Genomic DNA, 21816 nt, shown 5'->3' on the forward strand with positions numbered 1-21816 from the left:
AGAGACTATGTTTCTCACTGCGACACGACGAAGGGACCACCACGATGGCCTCCGACACCTCCACCCTCCCCCGCACCGAGCCCGCGCCGGCGACGCCGGCGGCCGCAGTGACGACGCCGTCGCTGGCCGAGCGCGCCCAGGCCGACGGGGTGCGGTTCCTGCTGGCGCTGTTCGTCGACCTGACCGGCAAGCCGTGCGCCAAGCTGGTGCCGGTCGAGGCCGCCGACGAGCTGCAGCACGAGGGCGTCGGGTTCGCCGGGTACGCGGTCGGCGCGATCGGGCAGCAGCCCTGCGACCCGGACCTGATCGCGATCCCCGACCTGGACAGCTACACCCCGCTGCCCTGGGTGCGCGAGGGCCTGGCGCTGGTGCACTGCGACCCGCACGTCGAGGGCCGGCCGTGGCACTTCGCCCCGCGGGTCATCCTCAAGAAGCTCCTGGCCGAGGCGAAGGCGCAGGACCTGGAGCTGTTCGCCGGGGCCGAGGTCGAGTACTTCCTCGTCCGTCGCGACGCCGACGGCACCCTCGCCCCCGCCGACAGCAAGGACGTCGAGGCCCGGCCCTGTTACGACGCCCGCGGCCTGACCCGCATGTACGACCACCTCACCGGCATCTCCGCCGCGATGAACGCGCTGGGCTGGGGCAACTACGCCAACGACCACGAGGACGCCAACGGCCAGTTCGAGCAGAACTTCGCCTACGCCGACGCCCTCACCACCGCCGACCGCGTCATCACCGCCCGCTACCTGATCTCGGTGCTGGCCGAGCAGCGCGGGATGACCGCGACGTTCATGCCCAAGCCCTTCGCCGACCGCACCGGCTCCGGCATGCACCTGCACCTGTCGCTGTGGCGCGACGGCGAGCCCCGGTTCCCGGACGCCGACGACGCCCGCGGCTTCGGGCTCTCCGAGCTCGCCTACCGCTTCCTCGGCGGCATCCTCGACCACGCGCCCGGGATGCAGGCGGTGCTCGCGCCCACGGTGAACTCCTACAAGCGCACCGGCGCCACCTCGACCCGCTCCGGCGCGACCTGGTCCCCGCGCCGGGCCACCTACGGCGGCAACGACCGCACCCACTTCGTGCGGATCCCCGACCACCACCGCATCGAGCTGCGTGGCGGCGACGGATCGGCCAACCCCTACCTCGCCCTCGCCGCCGCCCTCGCCGCCGGGCTCGACGGCATCGCGCGGGACGTCGACCCCGGCGCACCGGGTACCGACGGGGTCGTGCGACCCGAGCTGCCGCCGACGCTGCTGCACGCCGTCGAGGCCCTGGGCGCCGACCCGGTCGTCACCGCCGGGCTCGACGCCGCCGGACCCGGGGTCGCGGAGTACTTCGCCGCCCTCAAGCGCGAGGAGTTCTTCGACTGGCACGGCACGGTCGGCTCCTGGGAGCACGACCGCTACCTCACCGCTTTCTGACCCTTCACCCACGAGAGAGGAGACGGCCCGTGTGCGGGATCGTCGGACTCCACCTGCGCGACCCCGAGCTGTACCCGCAGCTCGGCCGCCTGCTGGAGACCATGCTGTGCCAGGTCGTCGAGCGCGGCCCCGACTCGGCCGGCGTCGCCGTCTACGGTGACCGCCGCCGCTGCCCCGAGGGCCACGCCGCGGTGTCGGTCCTGGTCCCCGCAGGCACCGACTTCGGTGTGCTGGGTCTTCCCGAACTGCTCGTCACCGAGGCCGGCGACACCACCGTCCTCGCCGCCCCGGTCTCCCCCGACGCGCTGGTCGCCGCGGTGCGCACCGCGTTGCCGGACGCGACCGTGGTCGGCTCGGGCACCGACCTGACCGTCTACAAAGGGACCGGCCACCCGCGCGCCCTCGCCGAGACCTACGACCTCGCCGCCGCGCAGGGATGGCAGGGCCTGGCGCACACCCGGATGGCCACCGAGTCCGCGGTGACCCCCGAGGGCTGCCACCCGTTCTCGGTCGGCCCGGACCAGTGCCTGGTGCACAACGGGTCCTTCGCCAACCACGCCACGATCCGCCGCGAGCTGATCGCGGCCGGGCACGTGTTCGACTCGGAGAACGACTCCGAGGTCGGCGCCCGGTTCGTCGCCGACCGGCTGGCCCAGGGCGAGGACCTGGACAAGGCGCTGCGCCTGGTCTGCGAGCGGTTCGACGGCTTCTACACCCTGCTCGTGACCAGCGCGGACGGGTTCGCCGTGGTCCGCGACGCCATCGCCTGCAAGCCGGCGATCATCGCCGAGACCGACCGCTGGGTGGCCATGGCCTCGGAGTTCCGGGCACTGGCCGACCTGCCCGGGATCTCCGACGCCCGGATCTACGAGCCCGAGCCCGAGCGCGTCTACCACTGGCAGCGCTCGATTCCACTGCAGGGTCAAGGAGTGACCGCGTGACCAGCACGCTCGAGACGACCGTCGTCGACCTCGCCACCACCTCGGTCCGCGAGCTCAACGCCGAACTGCACGCTCCCAAGGCGACCCACTACGCCGTCGAGCACCCGCAGGGCGCGCACGCCATCGCCGCCGGTGTGGCCACCCCGATCACCGTCGACGTCCGCGGGCACGCCGGCTACTACGCCGCCGGCATGAACGACGGCGGCACGATCACCGTGCACGGCAACGCCGGCACCGGCGTCGCCGAGAACATGATGTCCGGCACCGTGCGGGTCACCGGCGACGCCTCGCAGTCCGCGGGCGCGACCGCCCACGGTGGCCTGCTGGTCGTCGAGGGCTCGGCGTCGATGCGGTGCGGGATCTCGATGAAGGGCGTGGACATCGTCGTCGGCGGTGACATCGGCCCGATGTCGGCGTTCATGGCCCAGGCCGGAAGGCTCGTCGTCTGCGGGAACGCCGGCGCCGACCTCGGCGACTCGATCTACGAGGCCCGCCTCTACGTCCGCGGCACCGTCGGCTCCCTCGGCGCGGACTGCGTCGAGAAGGAGATGCGCGCGGAGCACCTCGCCGAGCTCGCCGAGCTGCTCACCGCCGCCGGGATGGCGCACGACCCGGCCGAGTTCCGCCGCTACGGCTCCGCCCGCCGGCTCTACCACTTCGCCGCGCACAACACGTACTGAGGAAGACGACGCGATGATCGACCCTGCCCAGCCGAACCCGGCACTGCGTGAGTCGGCCACCTTCGACCGCGCCACCATCGCCGGCATCCAGCGCGCCGCCGCGACCGGCGTCTACGACATCCGCGGCTGGGGCGCCAAGCGCGCCCTGCCGCACTTCGACGACCTGCTGTTCCTCGGCGCCTCGATGTCCCGCTACCCGCTGGAGGGCTACCGGGAGCGCTGCGACACCGACGTGGTCCTCGGCGACCGCAACGCCAGGTACCCGCTGCACCTCGCGATCCCGGTGACCATCGCGGGCATGTCCTTCGGCGCCCTGTCTGCGCAGGCCAAGGAGGCGCTCGGGCGGGGCGCGTCGGAGGTCGGCACCTCCACCACCACCGGCGACGGCGGCATGACCCCCGAGGAGCGCGGCCAGTCCAAGCACCTCGTCTACCAGTACCTGCCCTCGCGGTACGGGATGAACCCGACCGACCTGCGCAAGGCCGACGCGATCGAGATCGTCCTCGGCCAGGGCGCCAAGCCCGGCGGCGGTGGGATGCTGCTGGGGCAGAAGATCTCCGACCGGGTCGCCGGGATGCGCACCCTGCCCGCGGGCATCGACCAGCGCTCCGCCTGCCGGCACCCCGACTGGACCGGCCCGGACGACCTCGCCATCAAGATCCTCGAGCTGCGCGAGATCACCGACTGGGAGAAGCCGGTCTACGTCAAGGTCGGCGCCTCCCGCACGTACTACGACGTGAAGCTCGCCGTCGCGGCCGGCGCGGACGTGGTCGTCGTCGACGGGATGCAGGGCGGCACCGCCGCCACCCAGGACGTGTTCATCGAGAACGTCGGCATCCCCACCCTGGCCGCGATCCCGCAGGCCGTGCAGGCCCTGCAGGAGCTGGGGCTGCACCGCAAGGTCCAGCTGATCGTCTCCGGCGGGATCCGCACCGGCGCCGACGTCGCCAAGGCCATGGCCCTCGGGGCCGACGCCGTCGCGATCGGCACCGCCGCCCTGATCGCGCTGGGCGACAACGACCCCAAGTACTCCGAGGAGTACCGCAAGCTCGGCTCGGAGGCCGGCTTCTACGACGACTTCCAGGACGGTCGCGACCCCGCCGGCATCTCCACCCAGGACCCCGAGCTCGCCGCCCGGCTCGACCCGGTCGAGGGCGGCAAGCGGCTCGCGAACTACCTGCGGGTGCTCACCATGGAGGCCCAGACCATCGCCCGCGCCTGCGGCAAGGCGCACCTGCAGCACCTCGAGCCGGAGGACCTCGTCGCGCTGACGATCGAGGCCGCCGCCATGGCCCGCGTCCCGCTGGCCGGGACGAGCTGGATCCCGGGGAGCACCCGTGCCTGAGGTCGTGATCGTCGGCGGCGGGCTGGAGGGCTGCGCGACCGCCTGGGCCCTGACCCAGCGCGGGGTCACCGACGTCGTCATCGTCGAGCGGGACACCGTCGGCTCCGGCGGCACCGGCAAGTCCTCCGGGGTCGTGCGCTGCCACTACGGCGTCTCCTCCCTCGCCGCCATGGCCACCCAGGCCCTGGAGGTGTTCGAGAACGCCGCCGAGCTCCTCGGCGAGGACGTCGGCTTCCACCAGACCGGCTACGTCGTCGGTGTCGGGCCGGAGAACGTCGACGCCCTGCACGCCTCGATGGCCGACCAACGCGCCGTCGGGGTGCACACGGAGGACATCGACAAGGCCGAGGTCCAGAAGCTCTGGCCGGTCGCCGACCTCGACCCGTTCGCCGCCTTCGCCTGGGAGGCGCGCGGCGGCTACGGCGACGCCTACCAGACGGCCCAGGCCTTCGCCGCCGCCGCTCGACGGGCCGGGGTGCAGCTGCGCCAAGGCACCACCGTCACGGAGATCCTCGCCTCCGGCGAGAAGGTCACCGGTGTCCGGCTCGCCGACGGCTCGACGATCGAGACCGGCGCCGTGGTCCTCGCGGCGGGGCCCTGGTCGGTGCCGCTGCTCGCCGCACACGGGATCGACCTCCCGATCACCGTGCACCGCGAGCAGATCGTGCTGATCGACCCGGGCCAGGACCTCGGGCGCGTGCCGGTCTTCTCGGACCTGGTGTCGCTGCAGTACGTCCGGCCCGAGAGCGGCGGGGAGATCCTGTTCGGCAACTCGGACCTCGCCGAGCTCGAGCCCGCCGACCCGGACCACTACTCGAACCAGGCGACCGAGGCCTTCCTCGACCTCACCGTCGACAAGGTCGGCACCCGGTTCCCCGGGCTGGACAACGCCTCGATCGCCTCGACCTATGCCGGCTGCTACGACGTCACCCCGGACTTCAACCCGGCCGTCTCGGAGACCCCGGTCGCCGGGCTGGTCGTCGCCGCCGGGTTCTCCGGGCACGGGTTCAAGATCTCGCCGTCGGTGGGCCGGCTGGTCGCCGACCTCGTCGTCGACGGCAAGAGCAGCCACCCCGACGTCCCCGAGTACGACTTCCGCCTCTCCCGGTTCGCCGAGGGTGCCCTGCTCCGCAGCCCCCACCCCTACGTCGGCGCCGGCGAGATGCGCTGACGACAGAAGGAAGAACGGATGTGCGTGCAGGTGCCGGCCGGGTCGACCGACGCGGTGTCGGTCGACCACGGGCCGGCGACCCGTGAGGTCGTCCGGCCCCGGCCGGTCGAGGGCCGGCTGGAACGCGCGATCGGGGCCGAGGTGCGGCGGATCCGCAGCGCCTCGGGCGCGACGCTGGCGGAGATGTCGATCAGGACCGGCATCTCGAAGCCCATGCTGTCGAAGATCGAGAACGCGCAGACCTCCTGCAGCCTCACCACGCTCGCCCGGCTGGCCGACGCCCTCGAGGTCCCGGTGACCTCGTTCTTCCGCCAGGCGGACACGCCCCGCGAGGCCGTGTTCACGCCGGCGGGTTCGGGCGCCCGGATCGTCGCCCGGGGCACCCGGGTCGGGCACGACTACACCCTGCTCGGGGCGTTGCGCGGCCCGCACAAGCGGATGGAGGCCCACCTCGTCACGCTGACCGAGCGCAGCGAGGAGTTCCCGCTGTTCCAGCACCCCGGCACCGAGCTGCTCTACCTGCTCGAGGGCGAGATGGTCTACGGGCACGGGGACTCCAGCTACACCATGCGCAGCGGCGACGCGCTGCAGCTCGACGGCGAGGGCGCCCACGGACCCCGTGAGCTCCTCGAACTCCCCATCCGGTTCCTGTCCGTGGTGGCCTACGGCGACCTGGGGCCGCAGGCCGACGACTGAGATCGCGCGACACCCGCGCTGTGCGAGGCTGTCGGCATGACCGAGGTGTCGGACGCGAGCCACTCCGGACTGGACGTCAGTGCCGTGTCCCTCACCGACGCGCGGTTGGGCGAGGTCGACGTGAACAGGGCGAGCCTCTGGCGCGTCCGGCTGCGGGGGGCGTGGATCCACGAGGTGGAGATCGACGGCTACGTCGGTGACCTGCGGATCAACGGCGTCGACGTCGGGCCGCTGATCGAGGCCGAGCTCGACCGCCGCCATCCCCACCGTGCCGCGATGCGCCCGGACGACGTCGCCGGTTTCCGCGAGGCCTGGGACATCCTCGAGTCCCTGTGGGCCGGCACGGTGGACCGCGCGCGGGCCCTCCCGCCCGAGCTCCTGCACGAGCAGGTCGACGGCGAGTGGTCCTTCGTCCAGACGCTCCGGCACCTGCTCTTCGCGACCGACATCTGGGTGCGCCGCGCGATCCTCGGCGACCCGGCGCCGTGGCATCCCCTCAGCCTGCCGTTCGACGAGATGGAGCCCGACCCCGGCGTCCCGTGGGACCGCGCGGCCCGGCCGGACCTGGACGAGGTGCTCGCCCTGCGCGCGGACCGCAGGGCCACCGTCCGCCGGGTGATCGAGGGGCTCACCGAGGAAGCCCTGGCAGGGCGGACCGAGCCGGTCGACGGGCCCGGCTACCCGCCGGCCGACAGCTACCCGGTCGCGGAATGCCTGGGCACGGTCCTCACCGAGGAGTGGCAGCACCGCCTCTACGCCGAGCGGGACCTCGACGTCCTCGAAGGACGGCTCACGCGGTAGCACCGCTCGGCCACGCTGCCTCCCCGGCTCTCCGCGACGTCCAGCCCCTGCCCGGACCGAGCCGCTCGTCCGGACAGCCGATTCCCCGGCGTGCAGCAGTCGCGGCAGGGTGGCGGTGGACGGATGCCTCGCCGAGGAGGGGACGCATGACGCTCTACACCGACATCCCGACCCGTGCCGAGATCGACGCGCTCTGGCAGGTCGACGCCCACGCCGCCGCGTCGATCTATCTCGAGACCGCGCCCGAGTCGTCGGGGGAGGCGGAGCGGATCGCCTACAAGAACGGGGTCCGGGAGGCGCTGACGCAGCTGGAGGGCGCGGACAAGGAAGATCTCGCGGGCCTCGCGGAACAGCTGGGCGTCCTGGAGGACGAGGACTCCGACGAGTTCTGGCGGCACCAGGCCCGCAGCCTCGCGGTGTTCGCCACGTCGACCTCGCTGCGCAGCTTCCGGCTGCCCAACCGGCTCACGCCGGTCGCCGTCGGCGGGACCCGGTTCTTCGTCAAGCCGCTGCTGCGCGCCGTGACCTTCCCGCAGACCGCGTTCGTGCTGGCACTCGCCCAGGGTTCGGTCCGGCTGCTCGAGACCGTGCCCGACGCCGCCCCGCGCGAGGTGCGCGTGCCGGACATGCCCACGGACGTGGCGAGCGCCGTCGGCAAGTCGTCGATCAAGGACCGGGCGCCGGTCCGCCGGGTGCAGGGCACGGAGGGGCAGAAGCTGCGGATGGCGCAGTTCTCCCGGCAGGTCGACGGCGCGCTGCGCGAGGTGTTGCCCGGGCACGGCGTGCCGCTGGTGCTCGCCGCCACCGAGCCGCTCGACAGCATCTTCCGCGCCCACTGCCGCTACCCGGACCTGGTGCCGCACAGCGTGGCGGGCAACCCCGAGGGCCGCGGCGACGGCGAGCTGGTCGCCGAGGCCCGCACGGTCCTCGACGGCTGGTACGCCGACCGGCTGGAGGAGGAGAAGCGGACCTTCGCCGACCGCGGCCGGCAGGGCCGCACCTCGACCGACGTCGCCGAGCTGGCCCGCTTCGCCACCCGCGGCGCCGTGGACACGCTGTTCGTCGACATCGACGCGCGCCTTCCCGGGGAGGTCGACGAGCTCGGCGAGGTGACCTTCGCGGACTCGGACTCGGACACGGGCTACTCGGGCGGCGTCGTCGGCGAGATCGCCCGGCGGGCCTGGCTCTCCGGTGCCCGGCTGCTGGCCGTCCGGCACGAGGACGTGCCCGGAGGCGGGGACGTCGCGGGGGTGCTCCGGTACGCCCCGACGTGAGATCGGCAACCCGGTCGCGGTCAGGCCGTCGCGAAGTCGACCAGCAGGAACAGGTTCAGCGCGATGATCAGCGCCGCGACGACGACGGCCGCGGCCGTGGTCAGCCGTCGGTTGACCAGCGGGCCCATGAGGTCGCGGTCGCGGGTGAACAGCACCAGCGGCACCAGCGCGAACGGGATCCCGAACGACAGCACGACCTGGGACCACACCAGGGCCTCGGTGGGCTGCACGCCGATCCCGAGGACCACCAGGGCCGGGGCCAGGGTCAGCGCGCGGCGCAGGAGCAGCGGGATGTGCCGGCGCAGGAAGCCCTGCATGATCACCTGCCCCGCGTAGGTGCCGACACCCGAGGAGGCGAAGCCGGAGGCCAGCAGCGCGATCGCGAAGGCGAGGGCCGCCCATCGGTCGACGGCGACCTCGAGCCCGGAGAAGACGCCGTCGAGGGTGTCCGTCCCGGTGAGCGTCGAGCCGGCGAACACGGCGGCGGCGATGAGCAGCATCGACGCGTTGATCAGCCCGGCGCTGCCCATGCCGATCAGGACGTCGAGCCTCGTGGTGCGCAGGACGAACCGCTGCTGGTCGGGCCCCTCCGTGCGGAGGCGGCGTTGGACGAGCGCCGAGTGCAGGTAGATCACGTGCGGCATCACGGTCGCGCCGAGGATCCCCGTCGCGAGCAGGAGGCTGTCGGTGCCGGCGAACTGCGGCACCAGCCCGTGCGCGGCGTCGGCGCCGTCGACGTCCACCCGGAACAGGGTCGCGAACAGGCCCACGAGCACGACCACGAACAGCACGACGATCGCGCGTTCGAACGGCCGGTGCCCGCGGCTCTGCAGGGCGAGCAGCGCGAACGCGGCCACCCCGGTGATCAGCCCGCCGGTGAACAGCGGGATCCCGAACAGCAGCTGCAGGGCGATCGCCCCGCCGAGCACCTCGGCCAGGTCCGTGGCGACGGCGACCGCCTCCGCCTGGACCCACATGCCCCGGCTCACCGGCCGCGGAAACCGCTCGCGGCAGAGCTCGGCCAGGTTGCGCCCGGTCGCCAACCCGAGCTTGGCCGACAACGTCTGCACGAGCATGGCCAGCAGGTTCGCCCCGACGATCACCCACAGCAGCAGGTAGCCGTACTGCGAGCCGGCCGCGAAGTTCGTCGCGAAGTTGCCGGGGTCGATGTAGGCGATCGCCGCGACGAACGCCGGGCCGGCGATCATCAACCGGGCCCGTGCACCGCCACCCCGCAGACGCTGCGCAGCCGGGTCGCCGGTCAGCCGGGGGACCGACGCGGCGGAGCGGCCGGGTGCAGAGCGCATGACGCGCACGGTAGACAAGGCTACCGACTGGCGGTAGCTGGTGTTCCATCCTGAGACGCCACCCGGCGCCCGGGCCCACCTCGCGCACCGCACTCCTCGCCCGTGGCAGTCTGCGGCCATGGCGATCGATCCCACCGGTGCGGACATGAAGGCGTTCCTCGGCGCGGCCCCGGACGAGCCGGTCACGATGCTCAACCTGCTGCGCTTCGTCGAGGGCGGCCGGGCCCGCTACGACGAGTACATCGCCCACTTCCGGCGCACGTCGGAGCGGTTCGGCGCACAGGTCGTCTACTACGGGTACGGCGGCGCGCCGGTCGTGGCCGAGCAGGGCCAGGACTGGGACGCGGTGCTGCTCGTGCACTACCCGAGCCGCCGCGCCTTCTCGGACATGGTCCGCGACCCCGAGTACCAGCAGGGCACCCACCTGCGCACGGAGGCGCTGGTCGAGGCGGTCCTGCAGCCGACGACCCCCGCCCCCTGACCGGTCCGGTCGCGGCCACCATACGGCCGCCGACTTCCCGGTTGTTCCGGGGACAGCGGGATACCCCGGGCGGGACCACTGGTCTATCGCCAGGAGGAACGCGGATGGGGAAGGGCTGGACGCCGCGGCTGGAGGTGCGGCAGCTGCTGGAGGCGGTCGAGGCGGCCGCGCCGATGGACGCCGTCGACGAGGTCGCCGACCAGCTGGCCGGGTTGTTCCGGGCCCGGCGGGTCGCCTTCCTCATCGCGGACATGAGCGGGCGCGCGGTCGTCCGGCTCACCCGCGACCGGGACGGGAGCGCCGGGACGGACGGCGACGACGCGGAGAAGATCCCGCTCGCGGGCACCGTCTACGACCACGTACTGCAGGCACAGGAGCCCGCGGTCGAGGAGGACGACGGGGACGTCCGCGTCGTCGTGCCGGTGACCGAGCGGGGCGACGCCGTCGGTGTCCTCGAGATGACCCTGCCCGACCGACCCACCCCGGAGATCCTCACCGAGCTCGCCTTCGCCGGCCACGTCCTCGCGTACATCGTCGTGGTCGGCCGGCGCTTCACCGACCTCTACACCTGGGGCCAGCGCACCACCCGCTTCTCCGTCGCCGCCGAGATCCAGCACCGGCTGCTGCCCGACGCCTACACCTGCGAGGCCAGCCAGTTCACCCTCGCCGGCTGGCTGGAGCCGTCGGCGCGGATGGCCGGTGACACCTTCGACTACGTCCTCGACCGGCACAGCCTGCAGCTGTCGATCACCGACGCCGTCGGCCACGGCCTGGAGGCGGCCATGCTCGCCACGCTGGCCGTGAACAGCCTGCGGAACAGCCGCCGTGCCGGCGCGTCGTTCGCCGAGCAGGCCCGCACCCTCAACCACGACCTGGTCCGGCACACCGCGACCGGCGAGCTGGTCACCGGCCAGAGCGTGCGGATCGACCTGGAGACCGAACGCGCGGAGATCATCAACGCCGGTCACCCGCTCCCGGTGCGGCTGCGGCACGGGAGCGCCGAGACCGTGCCGCTCGACGTCGACGTCCCGTTCGGGATCGACCCGAACTGGGAGTACCGCGTCCAGGAGCTCGACCTCGAGCCCGGGGACCGGCTCCTGTTCGTCACCGACGGAATGATCGAGCGCGACGCCGCGGACCTGGAGCTGGGCGACCTGCTGGCCAAGCTGGGCACCGCGCACCCGCGCGAGGTCGTGCAGGCGCTCGGTGCGGCCGTCCTCGCCGCCACGGACGGCGACCTGCGGGACGACGCGACCGTGCTGTGCCTGGACTGGCACGGCGGCCCGCCCCGGCGCCGCGACAGCACCGGCGGCGCCCGATCAGACCCGCCGTAGGCACCAGACGAGCCAGGACCATCCGCCGACGTGACACGCGTCTCCGGTCGTCAAGATCGCGTCAAGATCGGGCGGCGGGGCGTCAAGGTCCTGTTCGGGCCCCTGCCGGCGGCTCCCGCCGGTCCGAGACTCGCCGTCGGCGTCGCCGGAAGGACCGGCGGCCGTGGTGTCGAGGAGTTGTCCGGTGGCCGATGTGCTCTCCGCACTGCTGCTGGTCGGCGGGTTCGCCGTCCTGGTGCTGTGCCTGCGTGGTCTGGAGCGGCTGTGAGTACCGCCGACCTCGTGACGAACGTGGTGGGCGGGGTCGTGGCGCTCGCGCTGCTCGTCCACCTCGTCGTCGCCCTGCTCCGGCCGGAGAGGTTCTGACGTGGACGACACCCTCGCGGGCCTCCTCCAGGTGGCGCTCCTGCTGGTCCTGCTCGCGGCCTGCTACGCCCCGTTCGGGGACTACATGGCTCGGGTCTTCACGAGCGAGCGGGACTGGCGGGTCGAGTCGGCGCTCTACCGGCTGGTCCGGGTCGACGCGACGAGCGGCCAGCGCTGGCCGACCTACGCGGCCGGCGTGCTCGGCTTCTCGTTCGTCTCGATCGTGCTGGTCTACCTGCTGCAGCGGCTCCAGCCGCTGCTGCCGATGTCCTTCGGCCGCGGCGCCGTCGACCCGGCGACGGCGCTCAACACCGCGATCTCGTTCGTGACCAACACGAACTGGCAGTCCTACGTCCCCGAGCAGGTGCTCGGCAACACCGTGCAGATGGCCGGGCTGACCGTGCAGAACGTCGTGTCGGCCGCGGTCGGCCTGGCGGTGGCCGTCGCGCTGGTCCGGGGCCTGGTCCGATCCGGGACGGACCGGCTCGGCAACTTCTGGGTGGACCTGACCCGCGGCGTCGTCCGGATCCTGCTGCCCTTCGCCTTCGTCGCGGCGATCCTGCTGGTCGCCGCGGGCGTGACGATGTCGCTGCGGTCGGGCGTGGACCTCACCGGCGTCGACGGGGCCGCGCACACCGTGCCGATGGCGCCGACGGCCTCGCAGGAGGCGGTCAAGATGCTGGGCACGAACGGCGGCGGGATCTACAACGCCAACTCGGCGCACCCGTTCGAGAACCCCGACGGCCTCTCGAACCTGTTCGAGATATTCCTGATGCTCGTCATCCCCGTCTGCCTGACCCGCACCTTCGGCACGATGGTCGGCAACCGCCGGCAGGGCACCGTGCTGCTCTCGGTGATGGGCGTCCTGTGGGCCGCCGTGCTCGCCGTGGCGTGGTTCGCCGAGACCCACCCGAACGGCCCCGCCGCGCTGGCCGCGGGTGGCGCGCTCGAGGGCAAGGAGGTGCGGTTCGGCATCCCGTCGAGCGTGCTGTTCGGGGTGTCCACGACCGGCACCTCGACCGGTGCGGTGAACTCGCTGCACGACAGCTACACCGGCGGTGGCGGCGGAGTGGTCCTGCTGAACATGCTGTTCGGCGAGGTCGCGCCGGGCGGGGTCGGCGCCGGGCTCTACGGGATCCTGGTGCTGGCGATCGTCGCCGTGTTCCTCGCGGGCCTGATGGTCGGCCGCACCCCGGAGTACCTGGGCAAGAAGCTCGGCCGCCGCGAGGTGACCGCGGCCGTGGTCGCCATCCTGACCATGCCGACGCTCGTGCTCGTCGGCGCCGGTCTGGCGATCGCCCTGCCCGGCACCCTCGACGCCCTGAACAACGACGGCGCGCACGGCTTCTCCGAGGTCCTCTACGCCTACGCCAGCGCCGCCAACAACAACGGCTCCGCGTTCGCCGGTCTGACCGTGACCGGCGACTTCTTCCAGACGACGCTGGGCCTGGCGATGCTGTTCGGCCGGTTCGTGCCGATCCTCGCGGTGCTCGCGCTGGCCGGCTCGCTCGCCCAGCAGCGCCGCGTCGAGGCGGGCGCCGGCACGCTCGCCACGGACGAGCCGCTCTTCGGCGTCCTCGTCGGCGGCACGATCGTGCTGGTCGCCGCCCTCACCTTCTTCCCCGCGCTCGCGTTGGGGCCCCTCGCGGAGGCACTCGCATGACCACCCCCATCCTCGAACGCACCCCGGCGCGGGCCGTCGCCCCCGGCGGACCGGTCAGGGCCGGCGCGTTCAGTCCCGCACAGCTGTGGGCCTCCCTGCCCGACGCGTTGCGCAAGCTCCATCCCCGCGCCCAGCTGCGCAATTCCGTCATGTTCGTCGTCTGGGTCGGCTCCGTGCTGGTCACCGTGGACGCGCTCTGGCAGCCGACGCTGTTCGGCTGGCTGATCGCCGTCTGGCTGTGGTTCACGGTCCTGTTCGCCGGCCTCGCCGAGGCCGTCGCGGAGGGCCGCGGCAAGGCGCAGGCCGCGACGCTGCGGAGGACCAGGCGGGACACCACGGCCCGCCTCGTCGACGGCCGGGTGGTCGCCGCGACCGAGCTCTCGATCGGCGACCGGGTCGTCGTCGGGGCCGGCGAGACGATCCCCGGCGACGGGGACGTCGTCGAGGGCATCGCGACCGTCGACGAGTCGGCGATCACCGGCGAGTCCGCCCCCGTCGTCCGCGAGGCGGGCGGGGACCGGTCCAGCGTCACCGGCGGCACGACGGTGCTGTCCGACCGGATCGTCGTGGAGATCACGACGATGCCGGGCGAGTCCTTCGTCGACCGGATGATCGCGCTGGTCGAGGGCGCCTCCCGACAGAAGACGCCCAACGAGATCGCCCTGACGATCCTGCTGGCCGCCCTGACGATCATCTTCCTCCTCGCCGTCGTGGCCCTGCAGCCGATGAGCGCGTACGCCGGTGGCCCGCAGCCGGTCGTGGTGCTGGTCGCGCTCCTGGTCTGCCTCATCCCGACGACGATCGGGGCCCTGCTCTCGGCGATCGGCATCGCGGGCATGGACCGGCTGGTGCAGCGCAACGTGCTGGCCAGGTCCGGACGGGCCGTCGAGGCCGCGGGCGACATCGACACCCTGCTGCTGGACAAGACCGGCACCATCACCTTCGGCAACCGGCAGGCCACCGAGCTGATCCCGGTCGACAGGGCGTCGACGCAGGAACTGGCGGAGGCGGCGCGGCTCTCCAGCCTCGCCGACCAGACCCCGGAGGGGCGCAGCGTCGTCGACCTGTGCACCCGGGAGTACGGCCTCCCCGGCGAGGCCTCGGCCGACGAGGCACGCGCCGAGTTCGTGCCGTTCACCGCGCAGACCCGGATGTCCGGGCTGGACATCGGCGGACGGCGGATCCGGAAGGGTGCCGCGGCGAGCATGCCCGGGGCCGGCGAGGTGCGGGAGATCGTGGACCGCATCTCGGACGAGGGCGGCACCCCGCTCGTCGTCGCCGACGGAGACCGGGTGCTCGGCGTGATCCGGCTGTCCGACGTGGTCAAGCCCGGCATCGCGGCCCGCTTCGCCGAGCTGCGGGCGATGGGCATCCGGACGGTCATGGTCACGGGTGACAACCCGCGGACGGCCCGCGCGATCGCGGCCGAGGCGGGCGTCGACGATCACATCGCCGAGGCCACGCCCGAGGACAAGATGGCCTACATCCGCACGGAGCAGGAGGGCGGGCGGCTCGTCGCCATGACCGGCGACGGCACCAACGACGCCCCCGCGCTCGCGCAGGCGGACGTCGGTGTCGCGATGAACACGGGGACGGCCGCGGCCAAGGAGGCCGGCAACATGGTCGACCTCGACTCCGACCCGACGAAGCTCCTCGAGATCGTGGAGATCGGCAAGCAGCTGCTGATCACCCGTGGGGCGCTGACCACCTTCTCCGTGGCCAACGACCTGGCGAAGTACTTCGCGATCCTGCCCGCGATGTTCGCCGCGCTGTACCCGTCGCTCGGGCTGCTGAACGTGATGGGGCTGCACTCGCCGCAGTCGGCGATCCTGTCCGCGGTGATCTTCAACGCGCTGGTCATCATCGTGCTGATCCCGCTGGCCCTGCGCGGCGTGCGGTACCGGCCGAGCTCGGCGTCGACCCTGCTGCGCCGCAACCTGCTGATCTACGGTCTCGGCGGCGTCGTCACGCCGTTCGTCGGCATCTTCCTCATCGACCTCGTCGTCCGACTCGTCCCGGGGATGTGACGTGCTCTCCACCCTGCGCAGGCAGACCGGCACCGGACTGCGCCTGCTGATCGTCCTCACCGTCCTGTGCGGGATCGCGTACCCGCTCGCCGTCTGGGGGGTCTCGCGGCTGCCCGGGCTGTCCGGCCATGCCGAGGGCTCCCTGGTCACCCAGGGCGGCACCGTCGCCGGGTCCTCGCTGGTCGGCGTCGACCCCGTGCCGGCGGATCCCGCCGCCGACCCGTACTTCCACACGCGGCCGTCGGCCTCGGCGGAGGGCGTCCTCGGCCCGGCGGACCCCACGACCTCCGGCGGCTCGAACAAGGCCGGGGACTCCGCCGAGCTCCTCGACACGGTGGCGCAGCGCCGTGCGCTGATCGCCGGGCGGGAGGGCGTCGCGACCGAGGCCGTGCCGACCGACGCCGTGACCGCCTCGGCATCCGGGCTCGATCCTGACATCAGCCCGGCCTACGCCGCGCTGCAGGTGGACCGCGTCGCCCGGGTGACCGGCCTGCCGGCCGACCGGGTCCGGGACCTGGTCGCGCGGGCCACGGACGGGCGCATACTCGGGTTCCTGGGCGAGCCGACCGTCAACGTCACCGAGCTCAACCTGGCGGTCGCCGCGCAGCGGTCCGGCGGGTGAGCAGGGTGGGCGGGTCTCGCGAGAACGGGGTGGGGTCATGACCGGCGGGCCGGCGGCAGGAGGAACGGTGCAGCACCGTGGTGAGCTGCGGATCCACCTGGGCGCGGCACCCGGCGTCGGCAAGACCTACGCGATGCTCTGCGAGGCCCACCGCCGCGCCGGACGGGGTACGGACGTCGTCGTCGGGCTCGTGGAGACCCACGGCCGCGCGAGGACCGCCGAGCTCCTCGACGGCCTGGAGGTCCTCCCCCGGCGGCCCACGCGGTTCGGCGGCGAGCTCGACGTGGAGGCGGTGCTCGCCCGCCGGCCGGAGGTCGTGCTGGTCGACGAGCTGGCCCACACCGACGCCCCGGGCTCGCGCAACGGGAAGCGCTGGCAGGACATCGAGGAGATCCTCGCCGCCGGGATCGACGTGCTGTCCACGGTCAACGTCCAGCACCTCGAGTCCCTCAACGACGTCGTCGAGAAGATCACCGGGGTCCGGCAGCGGGAGACCGTGCCCGACGAGTTCGTGCGCCGGGCCGACCAGATCGAGCTGGTCGACATCACCCCCGAGGCGCTGCGTCGGCGGCTCGCCCACGGCAACGTCTACGCCGCCGAGAAGGTCGACGCCGCGCTGGCCAACTACTTCCAGGTCGGCAACCTGATCGCGCTGCGCGAGCTGGCCCTGCTCTGGGTGGCCGACGAGGTCGACACCGCACTGCAGCGCTACCGCACCGAGCAGCGGATCTCCGAGACCTGGGAGACCCGCGAGCGCGTGGTCGTGGCCCTGACCGGCGGGCCGGAGTCGGAGACCGTGCTGCGCCGGGCCACCCGGATCGCCAAACGGGCCGGCCAGGCCGACCTGCTCGCCGTGCACGTCCTCCGCGGCGACGGCCTCTCCGGGGCACCCGTGGGCGCGACGAACGCGCTGCGGACGCTGGCCGACGACGTCGGCGCCAGCTTCCACACCGTGGTCGGCGACAGCGGGGCCGGGGGCGTCACCGACGCCCTCCTCGAGTTCGCCCGCGGGGTGAACGCCACCCAGCTCGTGCTGGGCACCTCGCGGCGCTCGCGCGTGGCCCGGCTGTTCGACGCCGGGATCGGCGCCCGCGTGATCCAGGAGTCGGGCTCGATCGACGTCCACATGGTCACCCATGCCTCCGCCGGAGGCTCGGTGCTGCACGTGCCCCGGCTGCACAGCGCGGTTCCGCTTGACCGGCGCGTCCTCGGCTGGGTGGTGGCGGTGCTCGGGCCGGCTGCCGCGACGCTCGTCGGCGCTTCCCTGTACGAGATCGTCGGGCTGTCGACGGACGTGGTGCTGTTCTTCCTGGCCACCGTCGTCGCCGCACTGATCGGCGGGCTCGGGCCCGCGCTGCTCGCCGCCCTGCTCGGCGGCCTGCTGCTGAACTTCTTCCTCACCCCGCCGCTGTACTCGCTGACCATCTCCGAGCCGGAGAACGCGATCACCGTGGTGGCGATGCTGATCGTCGCGGTGCTGGTCGCGCTGGTCGTGGACCGGGCGGCGCGGCGCGGCGAGCAGGCCGCGCGCGCCCGGACCGAGGCGGCGCTGCTGGCGTCCTTCGCCCGAACCGTGCTGACCCGCGCCGATCCGCTGCCCCGGCTGCTGGAGAAGGTCCGGGAGGCGTTCGGGCTGCGCTGTGTCGCCCTCCTCGAGCACGACGGCGGCGAGTGGCGGCGGGTCGCGACGTCCGGTCCGCCGGAGTGCGGCCGGCCCGAGGACGCCGACGTGGACGTCGCCGTCGAGCCCGGGCTGCACCTGATCGGCACCGGCCGGTCGCTGCCCGCCCACGACCGGCGACTCCTGGAGACCGTCGGCGGGCAGGCCCTGCTCGCGCTGCGCAGCCAGCGCGCCGGGGAGGAGGCGCTGCGGGCGCAGCGGCGCGCCGAGGTCAACGAGACCCGCGGCGCCCTGCTCTCCGCGGTCGGTCACGACCTGCGCAGCCCCCTGACCTCCATCAAGGCCGCGGTGGGCAGCCTGCGCGACCCGCTGCTCCGGCTGTCCGGCACGGACCGGGCCGAGCTGCTCGAGACGGTCGAGGAGTCGGCGGACCGGCTGACCGGCCTCGTCGACAACCTCCTCGACTCCTCCCGGCTCGCCTCCGGTAGGGTCGAACCACTGCTGGAACGCATCGGCTACGACGAGGCCGCGGCCCGGGCCCTGCTCGGCGTGCCCGACGCGGCCCGGGTCCGCCTCGAGATCCCGGGCGACCTGCCCGACGTGACCGCCGACGTCGGGCTGCTGGAACGGGTGGTCGCGAACCTGGTCGACAACGCGCTGCGCCACGGTGGCGGCGCCCCGGTCGTCCTGCGGGCCAGCGCCCACGAGGGCCGCGCGGAGCTGCGGGTGGTCGACTCCGGGCCGGGGGTGCCGAAGAAGCAGCAGGAGAAGCTGTTCGCGCCCTTCCAGCGGCTCGGCGACCGGCGGGCGGCGAACGGGGTGGGGCTCGGGCTGTCCGTGGCGCGCGGGCTGACCGAGGTCATGGGCGGCACCCTCACCGCAGAGGACACCCCCGGCGGCGGGCTCACCGTCGTCGTGTCGCTGCCCGTCGCGGTGCTCGGCCGGGGGCGGCCGGAGCGCCTCTACACCAGGTCCCGGTAGGCCTCGGCGAGCGCCCGCGCCTCCGCGCGCAGGTCGTCCCGGTCCAGGCCCGCGTACTCCGCCACCGCCTCGGCGTACGCAGGCCCCGCCGCGGCCGTGACCACCGCCCGGGTGGCCGCGCCGGACATCGTCGGCTGGTACTCGCGCAGGTAGTGGAACCGCTCGGCGATCGCGACGAGCCACACCCCGCGCACGGTCCGGCCCCGCTCCACCTCGACGAGCCCCAGCGCGAGCAGCAGCGTCCCGCAGATCGGGTCCGGGATGCCGCTCGCGAGCAGCGCGTCGAGCGCGCCGGGCAGGCTCCCGGCGATCTCCCCGACGTCGTCGAGGCGGTGGTGGCGCACGTGCGCGACCACGGCCGTGGCCCGCAACGACCACGCGTAGGGCAGCAGCCAGGACGCGCAGGTGTGCACGTCGAGCACCTCGGTCGCCCGGCGCCACATCGCCAGTCCGGTGTCCGTCTCCCCCTTGGCCAGGGCGAGCTCGGCCCGCGCGGCCAGGTCGAACACCACCGCGTCGGGGGTATCGGCCGGTGGGCCGGCGGCGGCGAGGGCCCGTTCGGCGTCGCCGGTCGCCCCCAGGCCGAGCTGTGCGACGACCATGCCCAGCCGCAGGCCCATCGGGTCCCCCTCGACCCCGAGCGCCGCAAGCGCCTCCCCCACCGCGGCCAGCTCCGCCAGCGCCTCACCGTGCCGCTCCAGCTGCAGGCACAGCTCGGCGAGCCGGCCGTGGACGAACGTGTGCAGCCACGGCATCCGGGCGGGCAGGCGGGCGAACATCTCCCGCGCGGCCGCATACGCGGCCGCCATGTCGCCCTGGGCCTCGCGGACGTAGCCGGCCACCCCGAGCGCGACGAGGGCGACGAGCGGGCGGCGGTCCCGGCACAGGGCGCCCAGCGCGGCCGCGTCGGGCAGCACGGTCAGAACCTCGTGGAGCGCGCCGATCGCGGTGTCCGCCGGACCCGGCGGCAGTCGCCGCAGGATCGCCAGCGGGCGGACCGCGGCCGCCGGATCGAGGAGCAGGCACACCGCCAGGTGCTGCACCACGGCCTGCCGCAGGGCGGCGCGGCCGGCGTCGTCGGTGGGCCGGTACCGCGACAGCGCCGGCAGGGTCTCCTCCCCCGTCGCCAGCAGGCGTTGCGTCCCGGACTCCACCGTCCACAACGCCCCGAGCGCCGCGACGACCGCGGCGAGCGCGGCCCGGTCGTCGTGCTCCCGGGCGAGGCGCAGCACGTGCAGCAGGTTCTCCTGCTCCGCCCGGATCGCGGCGCGCGCGGGCCGCGGATCCGCGCCGAACGGGGCCTCGTGCACGGACTTCGCGAGGCACCGGCCCCAGCCGAGGACCCGGGCGGTGACCAGCGCGTCCTCCCCGGCCTCGGCCCGCCGGACGGCGCAGAACTCGCGGACGGTCTCGAGCATCCGGTAGCGGCCCGCCGCGTCGGGCGGCCGCACCAGGGACTGCCCGACGAGCGCCTCCAGCAGGTCCATCCGGTCGCCGCCGAGCAGGCCCGCGGCGGTGTCGCCCGTGAACCCGCCCGGCAGCGCGGACAGCGTGCGCAACGCGGCCCGGGCCTCGTCGTCGAGCAGGTTCCAGCTCCAGCCGACCACCGCCTCCAGGGTGCGGTGCCGCGGCGGCCGGTCCCGGCCGGTGCCGCGCAGGAGCGCGAACCGGTCGTCGAGCCTGCGGTGGATCTCCTTCACCGGCAGGGCGCGGACGCGCGCCGCCGCCAGCTCCACGGCCAACGGCAGCCCCTCGAGCCGGGCGCACAGCGCCTCCACCTCGGCGGCCGGGAGGTCGACGTCCGGCCGCGCCGCGCGGGCGCGCCGGGTGAACAGCGCGACGGTGACCGCCGGATCGAGCTGTGGCAGCGGGTGGACCGACTCCGAGGACAGGTCCAGCGGCGCCCGGCTCGTGGCCAGCACCCGCAGGTCCCGGGTCCGCGCCACCACCGCGTGCACCAGGTCCGCGGCCGCGTCGAGCACGTGCTCGCAGTTGTCCAGCACCAGCAGGGCCGGCCCCGACCCCAGCGCCTCCGCCACCGCACTCGCCGCGTCCGGGGCCGCCCCGGCCAGCGGTCCGTCGGCCCGGACGGCGGTGGCCACCTCGGCGGCGACGTCGGTCCCCGCCCGGACGCCGGCCAGCGACACCACCTGCACCGTGCGCTGCTCGGCCCGGGCCGCCACCGCGTGCGCGAGCCGGGTCTTCCCGAGACCGCCGGGGCCGAGCACCGTCACCACGCGGGAGGTGCGCAGCAGGGCGAGGACCGCCTCGACGTCACCGTCGCGGCCGAGCAGGGCGTTGGGTTCGGCGAGGATCCCGCGACGCCGGGCCGGCGCCGACTCGGCCAGCAACGCCGCGTGCTGCGCCCGCAGCGCGGCACCCGGGTCGGCGCCGAGCTCCTCGGCGAGGTCACGGCGGTAGTCCTCGTACCGCGCCAGCGCCGCGGCCGGGCCGCGCACCCGCGCCTCGCTGCGCAGCAGCTCCACCAGCAGTTCCTCGTCGCGCGCAGCGCCGGCCGCCAGCTCCTCGAGCGGGCCGAGCGCCTCCGCGGCCCGCCCCAGCCGCGACAACGCCAGTGCTCGGCCCCGCCGCAGCGCCGCGAGGGTCGTCCGGCGCGCGGCCCGCAGCGCGGCGAGCGGGCCCGCCCCCGTCGGGTCCCCGGGGTTCGGCCAGAGCGCCAGCCCGGCCTCCGCCGCGGCGAGCGCGGTCACCGGATCCGTGCCGCGCCCGACCTGGTCGGCGTACCGCAGCAACGCCGACGCGTCCACGTCGGCGGGGTCCACCGCCAGGCGGTAGCCGGTCGGCGTCGTCGCGATCAGGTCCGGCCCGATCCGGGCGCGCACCCGCGAGACGACGACCTGCAGGGCCTTCGCCGGGTCCGCCGGCGGATCGTCCGGCCACAGCTCGGCGACCAGCCGTCCGGTCGAGCACCCGGCGGCGAGGTCCGCGGCCAGCGCGGCGAGCAGGGCGGCGGGCCGCTCGCCCGGCAGCACCGCACCGTCCACGGCGACCTGCGGGAGCAGGGTCAGCCAGGGCACCGCCCCACCGTAGCGACCGGCGCCGGCGGAGCCCCACGGTGCTGCTC

17 protein-coding genes are annotated in these 21816 nt (G+C 74.1%); 15 read left to right on the top strand and 2 right to left on the bottom strand.

Going from position 1 to position 21816, the window contains the following annotated elements:
- The first annotated feature begins 44 nt into the window (after positions 1-44).
- The 8 genes from glnT (at position 45) to PKE99_RS18650 (ending at position 8329) form a co-directional block, all read left to right on the top strand.
- Positions 45-1421 carry a type III glutamate--ammonia ligase gene (gene glnT / locus PKE99_RS18615; RefSeq protein ID WP_037047701.1) on the top strand — a complete coding sequence of 459 codons (1377 nt, stop codon included), beginning with the start codon at positions 45-47 and terminating at the stop codon, positions 1419-1421.
- A 29-nt stretch (positions 1422-1450) separates the two neighbouring features.
- The gene (locus tag PKE99_RS18620; RefSeq protein ID WP_051737663.1) at positions 1451-2362 is read left to right on the top strand and encodes a class II glutamine amidotransferase; all 912 of its coding nucleotides are present in this window, start codon (positions 1451-1453) and stop codon (positions 2360-2362) included.
- On the top strand, positions 2359-3042 hold the full coding sequence (locus tag PKE99_RS18625; protein ID WP_037047703.1) for a GltB/FmdC/FwdC-like GXGXG domain-containing protein: 684 nt from the start codon (positions 2359-2361) through the stop codon (positions 3040-3042). Before PKE99_RS18620 ends, PKE99_RS18625 begins: the two co-directional genes overlap by 4 nt.
- A gap of 13 nt (positions 3043-3055) precedes the next feature.
- Complete coding sequence (locus PKE99_RS18630; protein WP_037047705.1) at positions 3056-4387, top strand: FMN-binding glutamate synthase family protein; 1332 nt, start codon at positions 3056-3058, stop codon at positions 4385-4387.
- The gene (locus PKE99_RS18635; protein ID WP_037047709.1) at positions 4380-5558 is read left to right on the top strand and encodes an NAD(P)/FAD-dependent oxidoreductase; all 1179 of its coding nucleotides are present in this window, start codon (positions 4380-4382) and stop codon (positions 5556-5558) included. Before PKE99_RS18630 ends, PKE99_RS18635 begins: the two co-directional genes overlap by 8 nt.
- Before the next feature lie 18 nt (positions 5559-5576).
- Positions 5577-6254, top strand: coding sequence for a helix-turn-helix domain-containing protein (locus PKE99_RS18640; protein WP_081924276.1), 678 nt, complete (start codon positions 5577-5579; stop codon positions 6252-6254).
- Positions 6255-6290: 36 nt separating this feature from the next.
- Entirely contained in the window at positions 6291-7055 is a 765-nt protein-coding gene (locus PKE99_RS18645; RefSeq protein WP_037047712.1) for a DinB family protein, read from the top strand.
- A 146-nt stretch (positions 7056-7201) separates the two neighbouring features.
- Positions 7202-8329, top strand: a complete 1128-nt coding sequence (locus PKE99_RS18650; protein ID WP_037047713.1) for a baeRF11 domain-containing protein — start codon at positions 7202-7204, stop codon at positions 8327-8329.
- A gap of 20 nt (positions 8330-8349) precedes the next feature.
- On the opposite strand, the gene PKE99_RS18655 is transcribed toward PKE99_RS18650, so the two are convergent.
- The gene (locus tag PKE99_RS18655) at positions 8350-9636 is read right to left on the bottom strand and encodes an Nramp family divalent metal transporter (RefSeq protein ID WP_037047715.1); all 1287 of its coding nucleotides are present in this window, start codon (positions 9634-9636) and stop codon (positions 8350-8352) included.
- Positions 9637-9754: 118 nt separating this feature from the next.
- On the opposite strand from PKE99_RS18655, the gene PKE99_RS18660 reads away from it, so the two are divergent.
- From PKE99_RS18660 to PKE99_RS18690, 7 genes are all read left to right on the top strand, one after another.
- Positions 9755-10117: a DUF1330 domain-containing protein gene (locus PKE99_RS18660; protein WP_037047718.1), complete on the top strand. Its 363-nt coding sequence runs from the start codon at positions 9755-9757 to the stop codon at positions 10115-10117.
- 104 nt (positions 10118-10221) lie between these two features.
- Entirely contained in the window at positions 10222-11451 is a 1230-nt protein-coding gene (locus tag PKE99_RS18665; RefSeq protein WP_051737664.1) for a PP2C family protein-serine/threonine phosphatase, read from the top strand.
- 264 nt (positions 11452-11715) lie between these two features.
- Complete coding sequence (gene kdpF, locus PKE99_RS18670; protein WP_037047721.1) at positions 11716-11817, top strand: K(+)-transporting ATPase subunit F; 102 nt, start codon at positions 11716-11718, stop codon at positions 11815-11817.
- 1 nt (position 11818) lies between these two features.
- Entirely contained in the window at positions 11819-13480 is a 1662-nt protein-coding gene (kdpA, locus tag PKE99_RS18675; protein ID WP_037047724.1) for a potassium-transporting ATPase subunit KdpA, read from the top strand.
- Positions 13477-15507 (top strand): potassium-transporting ATPase subunit KdpB, encoded by a 2031-nt coding sequence (gene kdpB, locus PKE99_RS18680; RefSeq protein ID WP_051737665.1) that lies wholly within the window; start codon positions 13477-13479, stop codon positions 15505-15507. Before kdpA ends, kdpB begins: the two co-directional genes overlap by 4 nt.
- Before the next feature lies 1 nt (position 15508).
- Positions 15509-16129: a K(+)-transporting ATPase subunit C gene (gene kdpC / locus PKE99_RS18685; protein WP_037047727.1), complete on the top strand. Its 621-nt coding sequence runs from the start codon at positions 15509-15511 to the stop codon at positions 16127-16129.
- A gap of 37 nt (positions 16130-16166) precedes the next feature.
- Complete coding sequence (locus tag PKE99_RS18690) at positions 16167-18731, top strand: DUF4118 domain-containing protein (RefSeq protein ID WP_051737666.1); 2565 nt, start codon at positions 16167-16169, stop codon at positions 18729-18731.
- Here PKE99_RS18690 and PKE99_RS18695 read toward each other — a convergent pair.
- Positions 18713-21769, bottom strand: a complete 3057-nt coding sequence (locus PKE99_RS18695; protein WP_037047730.1) for an ATP-binding protein — start codon at positions 21767-21769, stop codon at positions 18713-18715. The genes PKE99_RS18690 and PKE99_RS18695 overlap by 19 nt on opposite strands.
- Between the last annotated feature and the right edge of the window lie 47 nt (positions 21770-21816).

Source organism: Pseudonocardia halophobica, assembly GCF_027922425.1.
In the GTDB taxonomy this organism is placed as follows: domain Bacteria; phylum Actinomycetota; class Actinomycetes; order Mycobacteriales; family Pseudonocardiaceae; genus Pseudonocardia; species Pseudonocardia halophobica.